Origin of the sequence: Reichenbachiella sp. (assembly GCF_965233835.1) — a bacterium.
GTDB lineage: Bacteria > Bacteroidota > Bacteroidia > Cytophagales > Cyclobacteriaceae > Reichenbachiella.
In genome coordinates this window covers 4,285,812-4,307,099 of record NZ_OZ247585.1, presented here as the reverse complement: position 1 = coordinate 4,307,099, position 21,288 = coordinate 4,285,812, and the positions used below count along the sequence as shown (strand labels likewise).

Sequence of the window (21,288 nt, the reverse complement as noted above, 5' to 3'; positions counted from 1 at the left end):
AAGGTTCAAATCATATCGTTTATAGCATTATACCTCTGTGGTTCCTACCACTTGCATGGTTTCCAGACTTGGGTCTTTGCTACCACCACGTGGCTCAATAGTTACGGCGAAGGCAGCGGCTGAGGCCACGGATTTCATTTTTAACAACTCAGATCCATTATCAAATACGCCCATATCAACGGGTACCCCGTCTACTATGGCCCAGAGCTGATACTGCTGGTCTTGGGTCAGGTTTTTGAGGTTTTGTATTTTTAGGTAAACGTCTTGGGTATTGCTGTTCCAAAATACGGTGGCTAAGGACTCCGGAGCATTCTCGGTGCCATCCATGGCCACACGTGCAAAATTCGGATTGCCCAAAATTTCGACGTCAGTTTCCAGGTTTTTTAATTTTTGATTAACAAATTGATAGTTGTCAGCCACTTCTTGATTTTGAGCAATCATAACGGCTAATTGATTTTCTGCTGATTGCCATTGACCGTAGAAGTAGAAGGCAAGTCCTGAAGTCAAAATGGCTATAGTAATAGAAGCTGCAATCGCCAGACTAAATGGCTTTTCTGCTTGCTTAGCAGGCATCTGGATTTCCTTAGCCTCAGATGTTTTCAAATTCAATTGAGACTTGATCTGATCTTTCAATGCTGGACTGGGGGGCGTGGCCAACCGCTGGGCAAGTACTCCCATAGTGGACTCTATCATGGCCAGCTCTGATCGAACTTCTTCATGTGCCTCGCACATTTGTTCGACCTCAGCCTTTTCAGACCCAGAAAGCTCACCCAGTGCGTAGAGCTCTAAAATACCGGACGATATGTATTCCTCGATATTCATCTGACGTCTAATGTTTTTCTAAAGTAAATTAAAGCGGAACGTACTCTGGTTTTTACGGTGCCCAACGGTAGACCCAGCTCTTCAGCTGCTTCTGCCTGCGTAAACCCACCAAAATATACCAAGTCCATCACCTGTTTCTGTTTTTCATCCAACTGATCCAATAACTCTCTTACGCCTATGCGATCTTCCTGAGAAGGTGTGCTTTCGCGATCCAATTTATATACGGCGTCACCGACCTGATCGGATTTACGGCGCTGACTCATTTCCTTGGAGCGAAGCTTATCGATGGCCAGATTTCGTGAAAGATTTAGCATCCAGGTAAACAGTTTTCCTTTGGTCGAATCAAAGGAATTGATCTTTTGATAAATCTTGAGAAAGGCATCCTGCAGTACTTCGTCTGCAATGTCTTGATCAATCACAATCCTTGAAACGACACCATACAGAGCCGCTGAGTAATTGGTGTACAAGTACTCAAATCCTTTTTCGTCTTTTGCGATAAGCAGACGAACCAATTCCGATTCTTGGATTTGCAAGTGCTGGATTTTAGCGATAATCTATTTGAAAAGAAAGATACAAAAAAAATCCATACTGCAAGTGGCTTCATGGAGTCTGTACTACCTGCTTTCGATTTAGGCATCATATCTGTCCTTCTATGGAAAACAAAATTTAGTAAATGCGAACTTTAATATTACTTTTTCTTTCTATTCGTCATTTTTCATTGGCTCAAAATCAAGACTCTATTAGATTTTATGATGCAGACTCTTTGTTTGGATGGACACAAAATGGAGATGTTGATTTCAACTTTTCCAATGTAGGGTTGAAGAACTGGAATGGAGGAGGTGAAAGTGCTTTGGCCCTAAACACAGAAATAGACTATTCGCATGATTTCTTTGGACGAAACATGATTTGGGATAATGAGGTAGACTTGATCTTTGGGTTGACGAGAACAGAAGAGACCAAAGAATTTAGGAAAACAGACGACCGATTTGAGTTGAGGTCATTGTTAGGACGAAGGTTGTCGAAAAGGACAACCTTATCTTTTTTGGCAGAGTTTAGAACGCAGCTGGCTAAAGGGTTTTCCTATAATGATTCTATTGATTTGAATCGTAAGGAGCTGGTATCTAGTTTTTTGTCTCCAGGATATTTGAATTTAAACCTTGGTGTGACCTTCAAAAAAAGAGGCATGTATACCCTAACCATTTCACCCTTTACAGGAAAGTTTACCTTTGTGAGAGTCGACTCCTTAGCAAATATTGGTGCCTTTGGTGTTGAGCCTGGCCGACACCTGAGGTTTGAGAGCGGATCAAGTTTAAATGGTGTTTTTCGATACGAACTAACCGAAGGGGTTTGGTACCGCTTGTCAGCCAATTTGTTTTCAGGATATGAGTCGCCTACAGAAATAGATGTCAACGTGCGTTCGTCCATTCGGATTCGTGCCAACGAGTTTCTGACTTCGAGTATATCAGGTACGTTGATATATGATAAAGATGTCGACATTGCCAGAGACGACGGTACCATTGGGCCCGCAGTTCAATACAGTTATGCCGTCAATGTAGGTTTATTCTTTACTTTTTAAGTGAGGAATAAATTACCCATGTGTTGAAAGGACTCGTCGTTTTAGTGACAACCTCGGAATCCAAAAAACACTATCCGAAATTTTCAATAAAAGGCTGTTGTCTTACCCGCTTTCCAGTTGCAGCATATATCGCATTGGCTAATGCAGCGGCAATCGGCGGCAATGAAGGTTCACCGAGCCCTGTTGGATCAATGCCATTTTGCACGAAGAATATTTCTATCTCCTGAGGGGCTTCTTGGTGACGCATAAGTCTATACTTATTGAAGTTGCTCTGATCTGGTTTACTATCCGTGAAAGTCATCGCACTATACATCGCATGACCGATGCCATCGATGATTCCACCTTCTACCTGATTGCGAGCCCCCTCTGGGTTCACAACTATTCCACAATCTATCGCGCACCATACCTTTTGTATCTTAGGAAGATTGTTTTCCATCTTGATGTCAACTACCTGAGCGACGTAAGAGTTGTGACAATAATAGGCAGATACCCCTCGAGAAACACCCGGAAGCTTTGTGTCCCATTTTGATTTTTCTCTCACCAGTTTTAGTACGCCAGCATAGCGCTTGGCATCATAGTCATTGTTTTCTCCTACAGGATCAGCTATTGCGCGATCGAATAATTCTAATCTGAAATCAATAGGATCCTTACCAGCCTTTTCAGCTACTTCATCCAAAAATGATTGTTCTGCAAATGCAATGAAATTTGACATGGGTGCACGCCAGGCTCCTACGGATATATCTGAATTGAGAATCTGATCCTCGGCCAGATAATTTCCCACTGCACCCGCTGGAAAACGATTATCAAATACCGGGCTTCCTTCTACGCCGGCACCTCGTACTTTAAATCCTGTGAGCTTGTTGTTTTCATCCAATGCTGCTTCATATTTTACTTGATAGGCAGGGCGGTAGGTGCCCTGAGTCATATCATCTTCTCTGGTATAAATGAGTTTGACCGGAGCGTTCACTTTTTGTGAAATAACTGCTGCTTCTACAGCGAAATTTCCATAAAGCCTTCTGCCAAAGCCACCACCCATTCGGGTCATCATGATAGAAACTTTGTCCTCAGACATACCCAATACACCGGCTACAGTTTTGTGCAGATATTCGGGTGTTTGAATGGGGCCGACCAGTTCTGCTCGGTCATTGGTGACATGAGCGAAGAAGTTCATGGGCTCCATGGTATTATGCGCAAGGAATGGCGCGCCATAGTTCTGACTTATGACTTGATCAGCCTTTTTGAAAGCCTCATCTGGGTTGCCGTCAATTCTTTTGTCTTCTCCTTTTTCAACTTGATTCACCAAATCTGTGAGTTGCTGGACATGGTCGGCAGTGTTTTCGCCTTCGGATAGTTTTTCCCATGCTACCTTTAGTGTCTTTTTTGCAGCTAAAACCTCCCAGGTTGTATTACCCACCACAACGGCCAGTTCCGGAAAGGCATTTACATCAGACCATTGTTTCTCCACGCCTTCGGGGAGTGAGTTTATAGCAAAGATGTCTTTTATCCCAGGCATTGATCGCGCTTCGCTATCATCAATAGATTTCAGTTTCATGCCGAAGGCAGGAGGGTGGATCATCATAGCGATCAGCATGCCTTCTTTTTTGTAATCCAACCCAAAGAGAGGTTCTCCTTTAACCAGTTTTGGGCCATCTACATTCTTTGTAGGCTGACCTATGATTTTAAAACTTTCGGGGTTTTTGAGTTCAACCTCTGCAGGTACCGTAAGATTAGCAGCAGAAGAAGCAATTTCACCATAACTAATGGTTTGCCCCGAGCTGTCACTTATGGTTCCGTTTTCAGCTTTTAGATCTGTTACAGGGACATTCCATTTTTTGCTCGCTGCTTCCAGGAGCATTCGCCTGGCCGTGGCTCCAGCCATTCTCAGGCTTTGCCAGCCTTGTCGGATCGACTGACTGCCTCCCGCCAATTGTCTCGTATATTTTTGATTGTCAAAGCCAGCTTGTTCTACTACAACATCTTTCCAATCTACATCCAGTTCTTCTGCCACTATCATAGGCATGGATGTTTTTACATTTTGCCCTATTTCTGGATTAGGAGACATGATAGTAACAATGCCATTATCGCCTATTTTGAGAAACGCATTAATGTTGAACCACTCTTCAGGCATGTCCTTGAGTTGACTAGAGCTAGGTGTGCACGAAGCCAACCAACTGAATCCAAGTACTAGACCACCACTGGCTGCGGAGGATACTTTAAGAAAAGATCGTCTGTTATATTTTGTTTTGATCAGGGTCATCGTAATGAAGGTTTGAATATGGAAATCAGAATATGAAAGAGTTAAACCTCTTTAGCAGCCGTTTGAATGGCCGCTTTGATCCGTGTGTAGGTACCGCATCTACAGATGTTGCCATTCATGGCTTGAGCGATATCCTCATCTGTAGGATTCGGTGTCCGATCCAAAAGCGAAGCTGCATTCATGATCTGTCCCGACTGACAATAACCACATTGCGCTACATCATGTTCGATCCAGGCCTTTTGCACAGGGTGATCCCCATTTTCAGAGAGTCCTTCAATGGTCGTAATGGATTTGTCAGCAATGCTAGAAATGGGTAGCAAACAAGACCTGGTAGCCACACCGTCCAGATGGACTGTGCAAGCGCCGCATTGTCCGATGCCACAGCCGAATTTGGTTCCAACCAAATCAATATGATCCCTCAATACCCAGAGCAGCGGTGTGTCCGGTGCTACATCTACTTGGTGGGTATTGCTGTTAATGTTTAAAGTGAATTGAGCCATAGTTTTAAAATTACATGAATTGAAGATGCAATCCAATCACTTTGATGTTATGTCTAGCGTTGTTATCCTGTAATATACGATGAGCATCAATTGTTACTCTTTGCTCTTGATGAATAGCAGTTTGAGTCTGATGAAAAGATATTTCAACGCATAAGTTCTTTTTTTTCAATCCAGAATTAAACTATCTTCAGCCTATGACTGCAAATAAAAACTATACCAACCCAGCTTTGACTACTGCCTCTTTTATCATCATTATTGCTGGGGTGATGTACGCCCAAACATTAATCACACAATTACTGCTGGCCTTGTTTATTGGCATCATCTGTATTCAGCACATCCGTTGGCTGCAGTCAAAAAAAGTTCCAAAAGGAGCAGCCATAGCCCTTGTGTTGCTCTTTATCACAACCTTATTCTTGTTTTTTGGAGGCTTGATAGGTAAATCATTGTCTTCGTTTTCCAATGACGCTCCTTTATATGCTAACAACTTACGGCAAATAAGAAACTCTCTGTTTGATATGCTGAATGCTAGAGGATTTAGTCTAAGCTCTGGCGTGCTCGCTCAGCAGTTAGACCCAGGAAAAATAATGGGACTTACAGCGACCTTTTTAGGGCGACTGGGAGGGTTCATGGGCAATGCATTTACGATCTTTTTTCTTGTCCTATTTCTTCTGCTGGAAGCAGATGGGGTGGTTATCAAAATTTCAGCGGTTGTACTAGATAAAGAAAGTACGCAAGGTTATATAGAAAAAATGGTTGGAAGTATTCGTCACTATTTAAGTATCAAAACCTTGACCAGCTTACTTACCGGACTACTGATATGGGTGGCCCTTTTGGTTGTAGGCGTTGACTACGCCATCCTGTGGGCATTGATGGCCTTTTTACTGAATTACATTCCAAATATTGGCTCGATACTAGCCGCTTTGCCTGCCTTGTTATTTTCCTTGGTTCAACTCGGTGTAGGGGGAGCTGTATGGACTATGATTGTTTTTTTGGTGGTCAATGTAGTGGTGGGAAATGTAGTAGAACCTAAAGTGATGGGAAAAGGCTTGGGCCTTTCAACTTTCGTCATATTTTTCGCTTTGATTTTTTGGGGATTTGTGCTTGGAACTATCGGTATGTTTTTGTCTGTTCCTCTGACTATGATCATTAAGATCATTTTGAATAATAATCCAACGACTAGATCCATTGCTGTTTTTCTCGGTACAGAGCAGGAAGCTAAAGCCTTATTAGATGAACAAAACTAAAAGAGTAAGAGGCCTACTCACTCAACCTTTTCACCTCTTTTGAATACGTATTTGATGTCTTTGGTATTACTGATGTATGCTAAAGGATCACTATTCAGAATCACCAAGTTGGCGAGTTTACCTTTTTCTATGGTGCCCATGTTCTTTTCTTCTCCTAAGCCTTCTGCATTCACAATAGTAGCCGCTCTAAGTGCGTCAATGTTGGATAGCCCCGCTGTAGTTAATAGTTCTAGTTCTTTATGAATATTGATGGTGCCATCCTCAGAAATCATATGGTCTGATCCAGCCCCAATTTTCACTTGGTACTTGTAGGCTGTTTTTACTGTTTTCATCCCCAAGTGATACATGGTGGAATCAACTTCGGCGTTAGCTTTAGGGTCTAATCTAAAAGTGTAAATAAACAAGGTAGCATCTAATATACTATTGTTGTTTTTCATAGCTGTAAATAATTGCTTCACCTCCTTGGTGTTCTCATTCCACTTTTTATCATTCATTTTTTTTCGATAGGCATTGGCCTTGTCTTTACTGTCGAATGAATGTCTCCCTCTCAAATCTCCATTAGCAAATTCATACTGGACCATATGGCCAGCGTGAGACATCACATCGGAACCACCGTTGGTAATGTTGATGGCTTTGGTAGGTGGTACCACGGCATGCGACCAAACTTTTAGTCCTTGTTTTTTTGCTTCATCGGATACCTTTTTGAACAAGTCTTTGTCCACGTTTAGATATACTTTTATAGCCGTAGCACCCAGGCCTTTGGCTTCCGCCACTATTTGCCTGAGATCAGATTCATGAGTAATGGCTCTTAGCCACGATACTTCTCCTGCTATGGCTCCTTTGGCCACTTGCTGTGGCCTTGGGTCCTGTTCAAAAAACTCTGGGCCAGCAATGATGGTGGAAAAGAATACATCCGGACCGGTGTCCTCTCCAATCTTCATGTTTTTCTGTAAAAGGGTGAGCATTCTGCCATCACCTCCCATATCTCTAACTCCCGTAATTCCTTTTTTCAGGGCGGTGTATAAGTGTGCTTGAGCTTCTTTTAAGGTACCATGTGTGATATGTACATGAGCGTCTATTAAACCGGGAATGATATACTTTCCTTCGAGATCATAGGTGACGGCTCCTTTTGGGATAGCTAGGGAATTGGTGAAGTCTATAGCGGCTATTCTATCCTCTTTGATCAGGAGACTTCCCTTTTTTCCGGTATCCGAAACAACATCAATAATGGTCGCATTTTTTAAAAAAACATAGTTGACCGTAGAGTCGGCTTGACCAATAGCTGAAAAGCGAAGAGAAAAAATCAGAATTAAATAAAGAAGTAAAGTTTTCATGAGGAATGAATTTAATTTTTCTGAGATTTTACTGCGAAGTAGCCGAGCATGGCACCGAGGACAATATTCCAAAGCGACAAAAGACCTATGCGTAAGTGAGGTGGAAGGATGAACACGGTAGTCATCGCTGGGATCCAAAACCACACCAGAGACCACCAGGCTTTTTGTAGGCTTTCCCAATCCATCTCTTTGCCTTCTATTTTGTTGTCCGTAAATCTGTGAAAAGTGACAAAGACAGGACCGTAGATAATATTGGCAAAAAATGAAACTGAAAGTGCGTATAGGAAAGAGCCTTTTTCAAGATTGAACCACCAGCCTTTGAGAATAATGGCGTCCATGTAAGCAAAAAATCCTGTGAATGCGTATTTGAAGGTGATTCCTAAAAAGGCCCAAATGACGGCTTTCAAAAGAAGTTTCATAGGCCGGGGGCCAAAGAAATACCACCTTTTCATTCTAATCCGAACAGCGAGGAGTTCACCCATAGTGCCAAGTACTCCTATCTGCATTGCACTGGAAAGTAGGGGGTAGTTTTTTACAAAATCTAAATAAGCTTCTATCATCGTTCTATTTATTTAGTTCTATTTTTTATAGCAGTGATAAGCTGCTGCCAAGTCTTCGATGGCTACACCCACTGATTTGAAAATCGTCCGTTTGGACGAGTATTTTGAAGGCTGATCGTTTAATAACTCATGAATATCTGCTTGGATGAGTGCCTCTACGGCAAGCTCCTTTTCTGTAGCAGGAATAATCAAGTCACCTGCTTCTTGTGTGGCAGCGAGATAGTTATCTACAAATACCTCAGCTTCTAACACAACTTCCGAAGCCAGTTCTCTTGCCTCAGGGGTACAAGCACCAACGGCATTGATATGCACACTATCTTTCAAATTTTGAGTTTGCAAAATAGGTTGCCGTGCAGCGGTCACGGTGCAGATAATATCTGCATCTGCAGTCGCTGCCTCAACGGTCTGACATACCGTAAAATGGATGTTCTTGTATTTCGCTCTGACTTTGTCACAGAAGGATACTGCGTGGGATTCGTCTTGACTCCAAATGGTTACATTTTGAATCGCCCTTACCTCAATAACAGCTTCTAAGTGCATCTCAGCTTGCTTTCCGCTGCCTAGCAAGCACAAGTTTGTGGCATTTTCTGTAGCCAATAGATCAGTCATCAGCGCACTGACAGCGGCCGTCCTGATCGCCGTGATCTGATCTGCATCGAAACTAGCCAGAAGCTTACCGGTTTTGGTTTCGAATAGATGCAAGATGCCTTGATGTGAACTTAGACCTTTCTTGTAGTTTTCAGGAAATACACTCAAAACTTTGATGCCCATGAGTTGGTAGGGCCTGATATAGGCTGGCATCATGCCTAATATGCCTACGGGTTTTTTAGGCAGTACCATTTTAGACCGCAGTGGGTTGATTAGCTCTTTTGGGTCCATTGAAAACAATTCCTTCATGGTGGCGATGCACTCCTTCATGGAGAGCAGTTTGGCAATTTGATGTGAGGAATAAAAGTCAGTCATGCTAGGGTTTTACATTTTCAATGATTTGCTGCAGTACTTTCTTGAAAATTTGCAACTCGTCTTTATCTATGCCTTTTTCGGCGTCATGGGTAATATCCCATGCCACGCTCAGTGCTTCGGTTTCCATTTTTTTTCCATTTTCTGTGAGGAAAATGAGTTTGTCCCTTTTGTCTGAGCCGCGCTTTTGTTTGACAACCAACTCTTTTTTGATCAAACCTTCGATTTGTCGGGTAATGGTGCTCTTTTCTTTGTTAGCCCGTTTGGCTAGTTCTTGTTGATTGATGCCGTCTTCATTCCATAGATAAAATAAAATACGCCATTGCTCCACGGTAATGTTTAGGCTTGGCCGTTTGAGTGAAGATTCTAATCGGGCGGCCAAAAGACGTGAAGCCACACTGATCAATCTGGAGGATGAATGGTATTGTTCTTTTTTGATAACGTGTGAATTTATTAAAGGAGCCTAATTGTTTTCTACCCTTGGCGCTGTACTTTCATTTCTAAGCGGTGTTATGAACAACTAGCATTTCCTATCTTACAGAACCAAGGATTGAAGAATCTATGCTGCTATTCATCAATATTATAGGGTTGACCTTACTGGCCATATTCATGCTTTTTCTTTTGAATAAGCGTGGAAGGAAGACCGGCGACCAGCTGTTAATGGTTATCATCGTGGCCTTTGCCTGCTATTTCCTATCTGAGATTTGGATACAGATAGCTATGAATGTCTGGAGCTTTGCTTTTCAGAGTTTGTTTTCCTTCTACATCCTATTTCCGTTTATTCTTTATGCCCTTTTGCTCATCAGCGACGACTACAAGATACAACCAGTCTGGTGGTGGCTGGGAAGTTATGATGTCGTGTATACGGCCTTTATCATATCCGATCTATTGATTTTCAATGATTACACCACGGCAGAGATTCAGGAATTATATGAAGCACCCCCATTGATCTACCATATTTTCTATAAAGGACATATGCTCTATTCCATTGGCGTATTGATTTGGTTCTTAGGAAAACTCAAGGTGTACCAACTTAAAATCCGTGATTATTATTCGAATATTGAGAAGATCAGGTACGAATGGCTCAAGTATTTTACATGGTCTTACCTTACGGTAAACCTGGTCTCCCTTTGTGTCTTTCTGCCTTACAATTTTGGTTATATCGAGTCCATCGAAATCCCATTTATGGCCGTCAACATCGCCTTTACTTTGTGGTTATTTTATTTCATATATCATGGAATCAAACAATATTCAAGAGCCAATTTCCAATCGGAACAATTAACCACTAAAGCAGAAGTGCCGGCGCCAGCCGAAAAGTATCAATCTTCCTCCTTGTCGGAAAAGGAAATGAATGGTATTTATGACCAAGTTAAAAAGCTTTTCAAGTCGGAGCAGATCTTTCACAACCCCGAATTAAAGATTCAGCACCTGGCAGAAGAACTTGACTTGACTGTGCACAACATCTCTCAAACCATCAATTCAAAAACGGGTAAGCCTTTTTATGATCTCGTGAATCAGTACCGAGTAGAACACCTCAAGACTTTACTCACGAATCCAGAGAAAAATAGGTTTACCATACTAGCCTTAGGGTTCGAAAGTGGCTTCAATTCGAAAGCTTCAATGAATAGGATATTCAAGCAGCACACTGACCAAACCCCAAGAGAATTCAAGTTGGCGCAGGCCTAGCGCATTTTTTCTGGATAAAGAAGTCTCAACTTAACGTATGAGGCGTTTGAGACACTTGGAATGGACTCATTTGCTAAAAAAACACAAAACAAATGAGAACAATCACAACTTTATACATCGCTATGTTACTAGGTACTATGGCGTATGGTCAGTCCACTCAACCAGAACTGACAAACCGTGTCAATCTGCTCTTTGGAGTCAACCAACTGATGATAGGAGGCTTCAATATAGAAGGCAACGTATTTTACAAAAGACTGGCCTTCGACTATTCACATGGCGTATCATTAGACTTTTCTAATGATATCCTCACAGGAGATGTAGCCGATCAGGGATTGGCGGTGCACTTGCCTTATACTACCGGATTTGGGGTAGGCTATCGATTTACCGAATGGTTCAATCTACGGGTAGAGCCGAAGTGGCACAGATTCGAAATTTACTACGATGGAGACGCTCAAAGCAAAGCCAATCAAGTAGGCGCTTACAATACCTTCACATTGGGGCTGGGTGCCTATGTCACATGGCTGCCATTCAAAAACAAGGACAATCTACTCAGAGGCATTATGATCGCACCAAGTTTGCGCTACTGGCCCAATGTGAGTACGAGTCTGGATGGAGATGCGTTTGAGTACGAAAACAGAAACACGAACCAGACAGAAACGCACGAAGCGATGAACATTGGTTTAGCTAATACACCATTCATCGTCAATGTAAGCGTAGGGTATTCGCTGACTTTTTGATTGATCTAAATGTTGATCCTGAAAAAAGCAATATTAACCTCCTTCGTCCTTTTGTCCTACATAGGAAATACAAGCGCACAAGGAGAGAACAGCAGCAAATATTTTGATGGCCTATACTTTGGGGTAAGTATAGGCTCTCAAAATATTTTTGGAGGCGCATATATCGACGACCTGGATCTGTTGGCACAGAAAAATGGGTTTGTACTAGAATTTTACCCAGGCTTTAGAAAGCAAATCTTTGACGATCGAATGATGATCGGTTTTGAGCTGCAATTTGGTTTTACCGATGGAGGCCTGACGACTAATGATCCTCGCTATGAGTGGGAGGTAAGTTATGAGAACAACTTTCAAAGTGGCTATGGACTGTCAGCTGGTGTGGTGTTAGGAGCTAAGAAAAACACATTAGTGTACACCTATGGCAAACTCACCAATCGCTCCTTTAATATCTCCTTTACCGAAGACACTGGATTTACCCATCATCAAGAAGATGGGCAGCGATTTCTACGGTATGGCCTGAGTATAGAACGACAGATAAGAGAAAAGCTAAATGTCAGCCTGATCATCGGCGGAGTGTATGTGGATTTTGGAAATTTGGTAACTAGCCAAGAGGTAAACGACGCGCTAGATGTGAACCTAGCCTTGACTTATCAATTCTAGTAGAAATTGATCATGACCCAAGCGGTATTCGAAAGGGTTCGGATTTTCTGCTTTCTAAGTCTTTCCTGACCAATATCACCTTGCTATTGACTGTTATTTTCGGTATTCTTGTTAGGAGTTCAGCAGCCAGACTCATACCGCCGAATGATAGGACTCAAGCCTATCTATCGGTCTAACCGCAGCATTTCTGAGAGAGTTAGTCGAATAATATACGTTTAAGAAAAAAAGTACAATAGATATATCAGGAACTTTTGTCCTGATATTGAGTTGTTCACTGTAAGATTACGAAGTGGGTGCAACAAACTTGTAGATAATGTAAAATATTGTTTTAATTATGATACCAGAAAAGGCTTGGGACTTAATTCCAGAACAAATTAATGCCGCTGATTGGGCGCTAAGAATTGCTGACAGAACCGAGCTGACTGGGAACTCCCGTAAGGCGTATCTTCAAGCAACAAAGCTCATTTCAGAATTCCTTGATTACTTCGAAGAACGAAACTACTTATCAACTTCATTTCTTGAAAGATTTAGAATCTTAGACCTTTCTGCAGGCTTTATTCCAAATTATTATAAACGAAGTGATGTTAGAAGAGGAAATCGAAATCTTGATTTTGAAGAATATAATGATTACGCTTTTGGGGTAATCATCGGAGTTGATGCTAGGCTTATTGATCCAGATTGGCCTTATGGCGAATTTGGTGGAAATGGCATTTTTCCTTTCATAATAGAACCAAGAGATATATCATATGAAGTACCTCCGAATATCACTGGACCTTCAATGGCTGTATCCTCTTGTTATGTCAAACCAAAGCCTGGGAAATCATTTTATTACCACCCTACTTGGTCTTCAGGAATTCTAACAGTTAGACATGCATTTAAACCTTCTTATTCCCCTGGAACAATTGTTTCGTTAGCTGGAGGAAACAATGTGCAGGTTGCCGAAATTGATAAGTATAGCTCAACTATTGACGCAGCAATTTTGGATTGTGGCACACTGCCATCTGGAATTTCTACAATACCGGTTGTTGCTGGGCTTGCTCCTGGTGATTCCGTTAATGTTAGGACATCTTCGTCCAGTTTTAGTGCGAATGTCTTAAGAATATTTGAGCACCCATCATCTTATAGCTCCTTGTTTGGTCATCGTGTTTTTATTGATACCACTGGAGTGGCAGGAGACAGTGGTTCTTTTGTAACAAGAACCAATAATAGCCAAAAAGAAGCTGTAGGTATTTATATGGGACGAACAGGAACTTCTCCTGATGAGGGAATAATACAGTCTATGAGACAAATAACAAACGCTTTTGAAATTGAAATTTTTGACTGAATAGATTATGAGCAAAATAAAAATTATTAGCATACAAACCTCACCGAATATTGAACCAATTCGAGGAGGTGGTGAAGAACAAAGTCTAATTAAAAATGCTGCAAAGAAGATCGGCCAAAGTATAGAAGTAAGTTCGGATATGGTTGTGGATCAAATTAGAGATGCCGTTTCAACCATCAATTCTGCAATTGATAAATTTCAAGATACATCGAAAGAGTTTCCTATTGATGAAATAAAATTAGGCTTAGCTATATCTGCAGATGGAAATATTGGTCTAGTATCAGCTGGAGCTAAAGCTACAATTGAAGTGAAGTTCAAGAGGAAAGAGGGTAGTTAAGCTTTAGGCCAAAACCACCCTAAAGTCAACAAACACTATCCTCCATAAGCTAACTGAGCTATTTGCAAAGGCTGGTATGATAGGATACTTTTATAGATATTTAAAAAAATCCAGCTTACAGCTGATAGTTGGACGTTGTGCTGCATCAAAAAATAATCAATGAATCTAAATAGTTATATTATAGTGGCTGGGCCAAATGAAGATCAACTTAAATCTGCATTACTGGAATTGGCAAATATGTATTCGGAAACAGGGTTTACAAAAGAAATCGGAGTATATAAGTCACTAAAATCAGAAAATCAGTATATCATAAATTTCACGGAACATCCGGATTTTGAAAGGTTTAAGTACTTTGTGAACTATTTGAATTATCAAGAAGCCTCTAATTACTCAGCAAAAACTATGGGTTATTGGACTTTATCGAGTAATGACAAATTACCAAAGCAATACAATGAAAAACGAATACTACTTTATGTTTCAGATAAAGATGAAGAAGGAGATAATGTTTATGGCATTATAGAAGGAGAGGGGAAAACTTTGAAACTTGGTTTTGCGATGGGTGAAGAATTTTCGGAACTCGATTTAAAAGAAATAGAGTTTTCAGAACCAAGTATTAACGAAAAGGATTTTGAACATTGCGGATCAATTAGGCCTGACTTCAATTCTTCAAAAGCAAAATCAAATTCTGGCTGCGCTCTAATGATACTGGCTTTGATAGTGTCCTGTTTAACTTCACTTATCTTGCTGAGATAGTATACTACTACTAAGTCACACACGCCTTGGAAGTTTGATAATAGATTAGAGTTTTCTGCCTTCTAACTCCTTCTGGCTCTCACATTGCTGTGAGTGATATATCTATTGAAAGATGAAAGTTGATAGAGGCTTGTAGTCTCGGCGATGATGCTACTGAAGGTATTCCAGGTTAGTACACTTTCAGTCTCGGCTAGTTAGTGGACTATAGGAGAGAAGTAGCTTGCGAACTCACTACAAGTGAGCCCGAGAAGTGAGTAACGCGTGCTTTTATAGAATCAAAAAAGGAATAGGCTGCGCATCCCGACCCAAATCAGAGATTTAGCTACTCTGATCGCAATAAAGTTCGACCACACTCAATTACCATTTAACCGCATTGAAATTTTGTATATTACTCGATTAAAATTTCTAAAATGCAAGTAAGAAAAATCATTGGAATGGTGCTCTTGGCAGTAGCACTGATCACGCTCGGTATTTTTATTACCAGAACTGAATTTAGCTTTCAGCTGCAAGCCTGGTTAAGCTTCAAATATTACATGCAGTTTGCTCCATATTTCATTAGTGTGATGCTCTTTTATGGTGGTGTGTACATCATGAAGGAGAACCCGAAATCGAATTTCGCGTTGGCGATCTTCGGGTATACGATGTTAGAAATAACAGCATTAGATTGGATAGGCATTGTTCCCAATAGTTTAGGTACCTACCAACACTGATGTTTATATGTAGTGCCCTTGCCGCTTTCTGGATTTCTCATGCGAATTCATTTCATTTTAAAAAACTGTCATTAAAGGAAATTCTGATCAGCCTTTTTGTTGGAGCCTTGGAGAGTCTGTTGCTGTATTACGCACAGCTGAATTGACAGCTCTTGACCCCCGCTGGCGCAAGTTTTGCGGAGCGTAACTTGTGACTAAAAATAAAAAGCAGAGTGTTTTGTAGTTCCCATTAACCCTTTGAACCTTATAAAATCATGCTGATATTTTTAGATTAAAAAGAATGGAGGAGAGGGAATTTCTACAGTTTTTCAATTGGGATCACAAATCTATTTTCATGGTCTTGGGACCATTGAACTTGATAGGTTTGTCCATTGATTTGATCTAGTAAGATGAATGTATATATGTTTTGTGTTGGGTATAGAGTAAACCTACCAGGTGTCGCGTCTTCCCCTGTTACAAGTGGAAGAAAATTTACTTGAGATTCAAATCTACCTTCTAGTTCCATGCTGAATTGGACTTGTGACACATATCCATTCTTTGTGTCAAGTTTTAGAAATGTATACATATTTTGAGTTGGGAATAATTGATAAACCTGAAATTTATCTTCCTCATTCTGAGAGAACCCTTCAAAACCTAGTATTATAACGATCAGAGTAATTACAATCTTTTTCATGTCAGTAAATAGTTTGATATTAGAGTAAAAGTTAACAATAGATATTCCAAATACGACCGAAACCTTGTTCAGCATTTAAAATGCGTGAGTATTTCAATTGCCTTCAAATACTTATTAAAGAACCCGTATGCATTGATTCCGTTTCAAGTGTCAAAGTAGGTTATCTTTCGGTATAAATTGAATTGTGAAGGCACAACCCACCGTAATGAATAGAAAATAGGATGGCAGAGAACTATTATAAAACCAAAGAATCAGTAGAAGAATACATCAGGCTGGCGAAGGATGTAAGTGGGGCAGACCTGATTGAAAAACTCAAAAAGTTTTTACCTGCCCAATCCACCCTACTTGAACTTGGCACAGGGCCCGGCACAGATTGGAACATTCTGAGTAAAGATTATACCGTTGTTGGTTCTGACAATTCACAAGAGTTTCTCAGCCATCTCAAATCAAATAACCCATCGGGTAGATTTATTGAGTTAGACGCCATTACACTCAGTATTGAGGAACAGTTTGATGGCATATACGCCAACAAAGTATTGCATCATTTGAAAGACGATGAGTTAACCCATTCCATCGAAAGACAGTATGACATTTTAAACCCTGAGGGTATCATTTGTCATTCTTTTTGGAGAGGAGAAGGGTCGGAAGTCTTTAAGGGTTTATTTGTAAACTATCATTCTGAGAAAGCGTTGAAGGAATATTTTGAAGAATACTTTGAAATACTAGTTCTTGAGCGTTATGCTGAATTTGAAGAAGCAGACTCTTTGTTGCTCATTGGGAAGAAGAAAAGCAACATTTCATAAATCACAGCAGAGCCAAACCGCAAAGCACAACTAAAATAAATCAATGAAAATTACTGACGCCGAGTTTGATCGTTTGTTTAAGGAAAACCATCCTAAGCTGAAATCATTCATCTATCGGCTAGTGACCAACACAGCAGATGTGGAAGACTTGAGTCAGGAAATTTTCATCAAAGCCTATAAAAACATTCACTCCTTTCAGGAAAAATCTTCTTTCAAAACGTGGTTGTTTGCGATTGCAAGCAATTTGATCAAGGACCATTTCAAAGCTCAAAAAAGATGGACCCGAAATGCGCAAGACAACTGCAGCCAATCCATCAAAAATGCTCCGGAATTGCAGCAAGAGGTCATGGATGTGTATTTCAAGGATGACTTTGAAATCAAGAATCACATTGATTATTGCTTTACCTGTGTGATGAAATACCTGCCACTTGAGCGACACATCGCCATCATGATGGCCGATATCTATGATTTTAAGGTGAATGAAATTGCAGAGGTACTTAACAAGTCGCTGGGCAGCGTCAAACACATGCTCTTCACTTCGCGAAAAACCATGAAACAGGTGTTTGATGAAGACTGCACCTTGATACATAAAACTGGCGCTTGCTGGAAATGTTCTGAACTGAGCAATACAGGAAACTCTAAAGCGGAAACCCAAAGAAAAATAGCAGCACTGGATCTGGTAAAAGCAAAAGAAAAAGCAAACGCCACCAAGCTATACAACATGAGAACTGCTTTGATCAAAGGCATTGACCCTTTGCAAAGTAGTAATTTTCAACTCCACGATTTCTTGCTGAATCAAACCGATCATGCCAACGGAAAGACGTATCCCAAAGTAGATACGGCGTGTAAAGATTTATAAAATTTCATTTTTCACAACCGTTTTTGATTGTACTGAAGTCTAAAGAATAAATAGTACAAACTTAAAAACGTAAAAAATGAAAAAATTTATGGTATTCATTTACCCTCAGGGTGAATCAATCTTTAGTCTTCCTGAAGAAACCCAACAAAAGCACATACAAAAAGTAGGCGCTTACCTGGGCGAGTTAAAAGAGAAGGGTCTTTTGCTGGATGCACAACCCTTACAACCATCCGGTGCGCTGCTTTCTGGAAACAAAACCTCAGTAGACGTAGAGACTGTAGATCAAGCAAGCATTGCTGGTTTTTATACACTTCAAGCCAACGATCCCGAAACGCTGATTGCGACTTTGAAAAAAGACCCTCGTTTCGAAGATGCCAGTTGGCAGTTGGAGATCAGAGAGATATTGGAAATGATGTAGAACTAAGATTAGGTAAGATGAATTTTAATAAAACAATAGAAGTACGAGGGACAAAGGAGCAAGCTTATAATGCAGTAACGAATGGCATAAGGAACTGGTGGGGAAATAGCGATGCTACCATTACTAAAATCGGTGACCAATTTTCTATCTTTTTTGAAGAAGAAACGGAGTGGCGATTCGAAGCGACTGTGTTGGATCAATTCAATGAAGTGCGGTGGAAATGTATCTATGGTGACCACCATTTTTCTAATCTCAAAGACATTGAAGAAGAATGGTTAGATAGTGAAATAGTGTTCAAATTTAAAGACTTAGAAGAGGGGACTATTGAATTGGATTTTGAACACCAAGGCCTTACACCAAAGTTGAACTGCTACGAAATATGTGATGCAGGATGGACTCATTTTATAGTCACAAGCCTAAAACAGTATGTAGAAACAGGAAAGGGTGTACCTAATTTGGTGGAATAATATTTTTCCTAACAACCGATAAACTGAAGCGGTTTGGGACTTATTCCAAACCGCTTCTTTTTTGACTTTAAGGTTATATTCTGTAGCCCGAGAAGTATCGCTTATTGATTGTATCAGGTTGTTCGAATGAAATTTACTTGCTCGTCTTCGCAAAGTCCTTATTTGGAATGTGGATGTTATTGATCATCTTGGAGGTCAATCTTTTTATTCACCAAGAGGTAATTAGAATAAATGAAAATTCGTTGCGTCCTGTTTTTTTTGTTAGCCTGCTTCTCCATTCCTGGCATTTCTCAAATAAAAGTTGATTCAGAGTCAATTCAGGATGCTATCAACCAAAGTGACTACACCAAGGCTCTTGAGTTGATCAACCATCACGAAGATATCGACCAAAACGAACAACTATTGTTGTTCAAGGCAGATGTATTTACCATTTTAAATCAAAAGGACAGCGCTTATGCGGCGATAAAAAGATGTAGACAACTTTTTCCATATAGACCGCACTATATGCGAAATGCCAATTACTACTATTCGTTTCTGAACTATGCGGTCAAGTTCAATCAGTTTGCTGATGTAGATCGCATTACCCGCCTGTATATGGCCGAACCTATAGGTATGATGCAAAGAAGTTTGCGAAGATATCCCCAGCATGCTCACCTGATCCCTGCGCTCAATAATATGGCTACGGGCTACTACATCCATTTGGCCTATCTTGACGCCATTGGGCATCCGGCCAGATTCGATGCGTATGAAAATTCCAGATTGTACGATGAAGATGAGTATGATTATGAAGAGTGGTTTGGCAATGTGGAACACTTCTATCTTACCGGAAAATGGAACAGAAGAGCCTATCAGTCCATTGCTTCGGCAAAATTGAAGAATAAATTACCTCAAATTGAGGCATACGATAATTTGCTGACTTTTAACCAGGGGCGAATTTATTTAGACATGGAATTTGATTGGACTTCAGATCAACTTCAGGTCAAATTGGATTCCATTGAAGCGATCTTGACCGATGCCTATCCGTTAGGAAGTCAGCCTCTGACTGATGCCTACCTCAAGCGGATTCTCTACCATAAGGACAAAAATGAATCTAAAACCAGCGAATATTTTAAAAAAGTCGCCAATAACAAACTGGAGTATTATCGGGACATATTTCCATCGCTCAATTACGAAGAGCAGCGTTCGGCCTATGCGTTGGACACCTTATTTTTTGATTACTTTTTTCAGGAATCCATCCCAAGGCTAGAATCTGACATTGAAAAATATGAAGACTTGCTGTTCTATTCTTCTACCTGGAAAAACTACTTGTTGCTTAGTGAAAGAAGAGATTTACTTCAAAAACAAAGTATCAATCTAAAAAATAAGCAAGCCATTGTCGATATCATTCGCTTTTCGGATCAGGGTAAAAGCAAATATGCTATTACCATTTTCAGCAATAAGCTGCTGTCTACAGAAGTTTTGTCAGCCGACCCAATCGAAAACAAGGCCTATAAACTTTTGAGCAATCAGGTTAAATACAAACTACCAATTTCTGAATCCTTACTAGAACAGTTTTTTGGGTCAGCAATTGAAAAACTTAAATCGGAAGGCATAAAAGAAATATACTTTGTTCCCGACGGCATTTATCATTTGATCAACCCCGGAACACTCATCGATCCAGAGTCTGGCAACTATTTGACAGACATTTTTGACATCAAGCAAAGATTGCATGTTTATGCTGTGAATCAGGGTGTTTCAAAGCTAGACAAAAATGAAAATGCCATATTTTTTGGCAATCCGAGATTTAATCAACTCAAGACCATTGACATCGACAGGGGAGTAGAATCGATGGTAACTGCTGAGTTTTCCCAATTGCCTGGAACAGAAGCTGAAGTCAGGCACGTTTCGAATCTTTTGGCCAACGATGCAGTAGACGTACAGCTTTTTATTGACACGTTAGCCACTGAAACTCGCGTAAAGGCCTCGGTCAATCAGGCAGATATCTTACACATTGCCACACACGGTTTTTTTTTAACAGCAGGTTCTGGGTTTGAAAAGAATCGTTATTCAGGCCTGGTGTTGTCACGCGATGCACAAAACGACGGGATACTTTATGCACATGAAATCAGACAATTACCAAAGACAAAAGCCTCCCTCATTGTGTTGTCAGCTTGTGAATCTAGTCTAGGCGAGCTCTCTATAGGCGAAGGAATTGCGGGTCTCAAAAGTGCACTGAAGGGTGTGGGTGCTGATGGACTTATTTTGAGCTATTGGAAGGTAAATGATGAAGCCACATCCTATTTTATGAAAACTCTTTATGCATACATACAGAAGAATAAAGACTATGAAAGTGCATTAAAATCTGCCGTAAGAGACATCAAAAAGAAGTATCCATCACCCTATTATTGGGGTGCTTTTGATTATCAGCGATAAAGCAATCACGGTAATTTTTGCATGCGTTTATAAGATATCTACAACGAAGAATTCAGTGGGTATAACAGCTAGATTTTTTCACTATTGGGTTTAAATGGTCACAAATTTCTACACCAAAAAAAGCAGAACCCCTTCGGAGCCCTGCTACTTTACGCAAATCCAAACTTGCGTTTACTCAACAACTTGAATACCTGACTAG

23 protein-coding genes are annotated in these 21,288 nt (G+C 40.5%); 14 read left to right on the top strand and 9 right to left on the bottom strand.

The features are described from left to right. Positions 1-27 precede the first annotated feature (27 nt). Together ACO6S2_RS18325 and ACO6S2_RS18320 are read right to left on the bottom strand one after the other, a co-directional pair. Complete coding sequence (locus ACO6S2_RS18325; protein WP_422360011.1) at positions 28-822, bottom strand: anti-sigma factor; 795 nt, start codon at positions 820-822, stop codon at positions 28-30. Then, complete coding sequence (locus ACO6S2_RS18320) at positions 819-1,355, bottom strand: RNA polymerase sigma factor (protein ID WP_422360010.1); 537 nt, start codon at positions 1,353-1,355, stop codon at positions 819-821. Before ACO6S2_RS18320 ends, ACO6S2_RS18325 begins: the two co-directional genes overlap by 4 nt. A gap of 140 nt (positions 1,356-1,495) precedes the next feature. Between ACO6S2_RS18320 and ACO6S2_RS18315 the strand changes: the two genes are divergently transcribed. Next, the gene (locus ACO6S2_RS18315) at positions 1,496-2,398 is read left to right on the top strand and encodes a DUF3078 domain-containing protein (RefSeq protein WP_422360009.1); all 903 of its coding nucleotides are present in this window, start codon (positions 1,496-1,498) and stop codon (positions 2,396-2,398) included. Between the two features lie 70 nt (positions 2,399-2,468). Here ACO6S2_RS18315 and ACO6S2_RS18310 read toward each other — a convergent pair whose 3' ends face one another. Continuing rightward, entirely contained in the window at positions 2,469-4,655 is a 2,187-nt protein-coding gene (locus ACO6S2_RS18310; RefSeq protein ID WP_422360008.1) for a molybdopterin cofactor-binding domain-containing protein, read from the bottom strand. 41 nt (positions 4,656-4,696) lie between these two features. Next, complete coding sequence (locus ACO6S2_RS18305; RefSeq protein ID WP_422360007.1) at positions 4,697-5,155, bottom strand: (2Fe-2S)-binding protein; 459 nt, start codon at positions 5,153-5,155, stop codon at positions 4,697-4,699. Between the two features lie 194 nt (positions 5,156-5,349). On the opposite strand from ACO6S2_RS18305, the gene ACO6S2_RS18300 reads away from it, so the two are divergent. Beyond that, complete coding sequence (locus ACO6S2_RS18300; protein ID WP_422360006.1) at positions 5,350-6,399, top strand: AI-2E family transporter; 1,050 nt, start codon at positions 5,350-5,352, stop codon at positions 6,397-6,399. A 17-nt stretch (positions 6,400-6,416) separates the two neighbouring features. On the opposite strand, the gene ACO6S2_RS18295 is transcribed toward ACO6S2_RS18300, so the two are convergent. From ACO6S2_RS18295 to ACO6S2_RS18280, 4 genes are read right to left on the bottom strand one after another with little or no spacing between them, the layout of a single operon-like run. Continuing rightward, positions 6,417-7,733 carry an amidohydrolase family protein gene (locus tag ACO6S2_RS18295; protein ID WP_422360005.1) on the bottom strand — a complete coding sequence of 439 codons (1,317 nt, stop codon included), beginning with the start codon at positions 7,731-7,733 and terminating at the stop codon, positions 6,417-6,419. A gap of 11 nt (positions 7,734-7,744) precedes the next feature. Next, on the bottom strand, positions 7,745-8,293 hold the full coding sequence (locus tag ACO6S2_RS18290) for a hypothetical protein (RefSeq protein WP_422360004.1): 549 nt from the start codon (positions 8,291-8,293) through the stop codon (positions 7,745-7,747). 18 nt (positions 8,294-8,311) lie between these two features. Continuing rightward, positions 8,312-9,256 carry an ornithine cyclodeaminase family protein gene (locus ACO6S2_RS18285; protein ID WP_422360003.1) on the bottom strand — a complete coding sequence of 315 codons (945 nt, stop codon included), beginning with the start codon at positions 9,254-9,256 and terminating at the stop codon, positions 8,312-8,314. Position 9,257: 1 nt separating this feature from the next. Beyond that, positions 9,258-9,650, bottom strand: a complete 393-nt coding sequence (locus tag ACO6S2_RS18280) for a MarR family winged helix-turn-helix transcriptional regulator (protein ID WP_422360002.1) — start codon at positions 9,648-9,650, stop codon at positions 9,258-9,260. A gap of 164 nt (positions 9,651-9,814) precedes the next feature. Here ACO6S2_RS18280 and ACO6S2_RS18275 point away from each other — a divergent pair, with 164 nt between their 5' ends. The 7 genes from ACO6S2_RS18275 (at position 9,815) to ACO6S2_RS18245 (ending at position 15,457) form a co-directional block, all read left to right on the top strand. Next, complete coding sequence (locus ACO6S2_RS18275; RefSeq protein WP_422360001.1) at positions 9,815-10,939, top strand: helix-turn-helix domain-containing protein; 1,125 nt, start codon at positions 9,815-9,817, stop codon at positions 10,937-10,939. A gap of 92 nt (positions 10,940-11,031) precedes the next feature. After that, positions 11,032-11,676 (top strand): hypothetical protein, encoded by a 645-nt coding sequence (locus ACO6S2_RS18270; RefSeq protein ID WP_422360000.1) that lies wholly within the window; start codon positions 11,032-11,034, stop codon positions 11,674-11,676. A 9-nt stretch (positions 11,677-11,685) separates the two neighbouring features. Next, on the top strand, positions 11,686-12,333 hold the full coding sequence (locus ACO6S2_RS18265; RefSeq protein WP_422359999.1) for a hypothetical protein: 648 nt from the start codon (positions 11,686-11,688) through the stop codon (positions 12,331-12,333). A 334-nt stretch (positions 12,334-12,667) separates the two neighbouring features. Beyond that, the gene (locus ACO6S2_RS18260; protein ID WP_422359998.1) at positions 12,668-13,657 is read left to right on the top strand and encodes a hypothetical protein; all 990 of its coding nucleotides are present in this window, start codon (positions 12,668-12,670) and stop codon (positions 13,655-13,657) included. A gap of 7 nt (positions 13,658-13,664) precedes the next feature. Then, complete coding sequence (locus tag ACO6S2_RS18255) at positions 13,665-13,994, top strand: CU044_2847 family protein (protein WP_422359997.1); 330 nt, start codon at positions 13,665-13,667, stop codon at positions 13,992-13,994. A 159-nt stretch (positions 13,995-14,153) separates the two neighbouring features. Beyond that, positions 14,154-14,747: a hypothetical protein gene (locus tag ACO6S2_RS18250; protein WP_422359996.1), complete on the top strand. Its 594-nt coding sequence runs from the start codon at positions 14,154-14,156 to the stop codon at positions 14,745-14,747. Between the two features lie 410 nt (positions 14,748-15,157). Beyond that, on the top strand, positions 15,158-15,457 hold the full coding sequence (locus tag ACO6S2_RS18245) for a hypothetical protein (protein WP_422359995.1): 300 nt from the start codon (positions 15,158-15,160) through the stop codon (positions 15,455-15,457). A 298-nt stretch (positions 15,458-15,755) separates the two neighbouring features. Here the strand turns inward: ACO6S2_RS18245 and ACO6S2_RS18240 are convergent, their stop codons facing one another. Next, a complete protein-coding gene (locus ACO6S2_RS18240; RefSeq protein WP_422359994.1) occupies positions 15,756-16,130 on the bottom strand; it encodes a hypothetical protein in 375 nt (124 codons plus the stop codon). Positions 16,131-16,351: 221 nt separating this feature from the next. Between ACO6S2_RS18240 and ACO6S2_RS18235 the strand changes: the two genes are divergently transcribed. The 5 genes from ACO6S2_RS18235 to ACO6S2_RS18215 all read left to right on the top strand — a co-directional run bounded on the left by ACO6S2_RS18235 (position 16,352) and on the right by ACO6S2_RS18215 (position 21,089). Next, on the top strand, positions 16,352-16,933 hold the full coding sequence (locus ACO6S2_RS18235) for a class I SAM-dependent methyltransferase (RefSeq protein ID WP_422359993.1): 582 nt from the start codon (positions 16,352-16,354) through the stop codon (positions 16,931-16,933). Between the two features lie 43 nt (positions 16,934-16,976). Further along, positions 16,977-17,792, top strand: coding sequence for an RNA polymerase sigma factor (locus ACO6S2_RS18230; RefSeq protein WP_422359992.1), 816 nt, complete (start codon positions 16,977-16,979; stop codon positions 17,790-17,792). Between the two features lie 76 nt (positions 17,793-17,868). Beyond that, positions 17,869-18,210, top strand: a complete 342-nt coding sequence (locus tag ACO6S2_RS18225) for a YciI family protein (protein ID WP_422359991.1) — start codon at positions 17,869-17,871, stop codon at positions 18,208-18,210. Between the two features lie 17 nt (positions 18,211-18,227). Then, the gene (locus tag ACO6S2_RS18220; RefSeq protein ID WP_422359990.1) at positions 18,228-18,677 is read left to right on the top strand and encodes an SRPBCC domain-containing protein; all 450 of its coding nucleotides are present in this window, start codon (positions 18,228-18,230) and stop codon (positions 18,675-18,677) included. A 231-nt stretch (positions 18,678-18,908) separates the two neighbouring features. Next, positions 18,909-21,089, top strand: a complete 2,181-nt coding sequence (locus ACO6S2_RS18215; RefSeq protein WP_422359989.1) for a CHAT domain-containing protein — start codon at positions 18,909-18,911, stop codon at positions 21,087-21,089. Positions 21,090-21,288 lie beyond the last annotated feature (199 nt).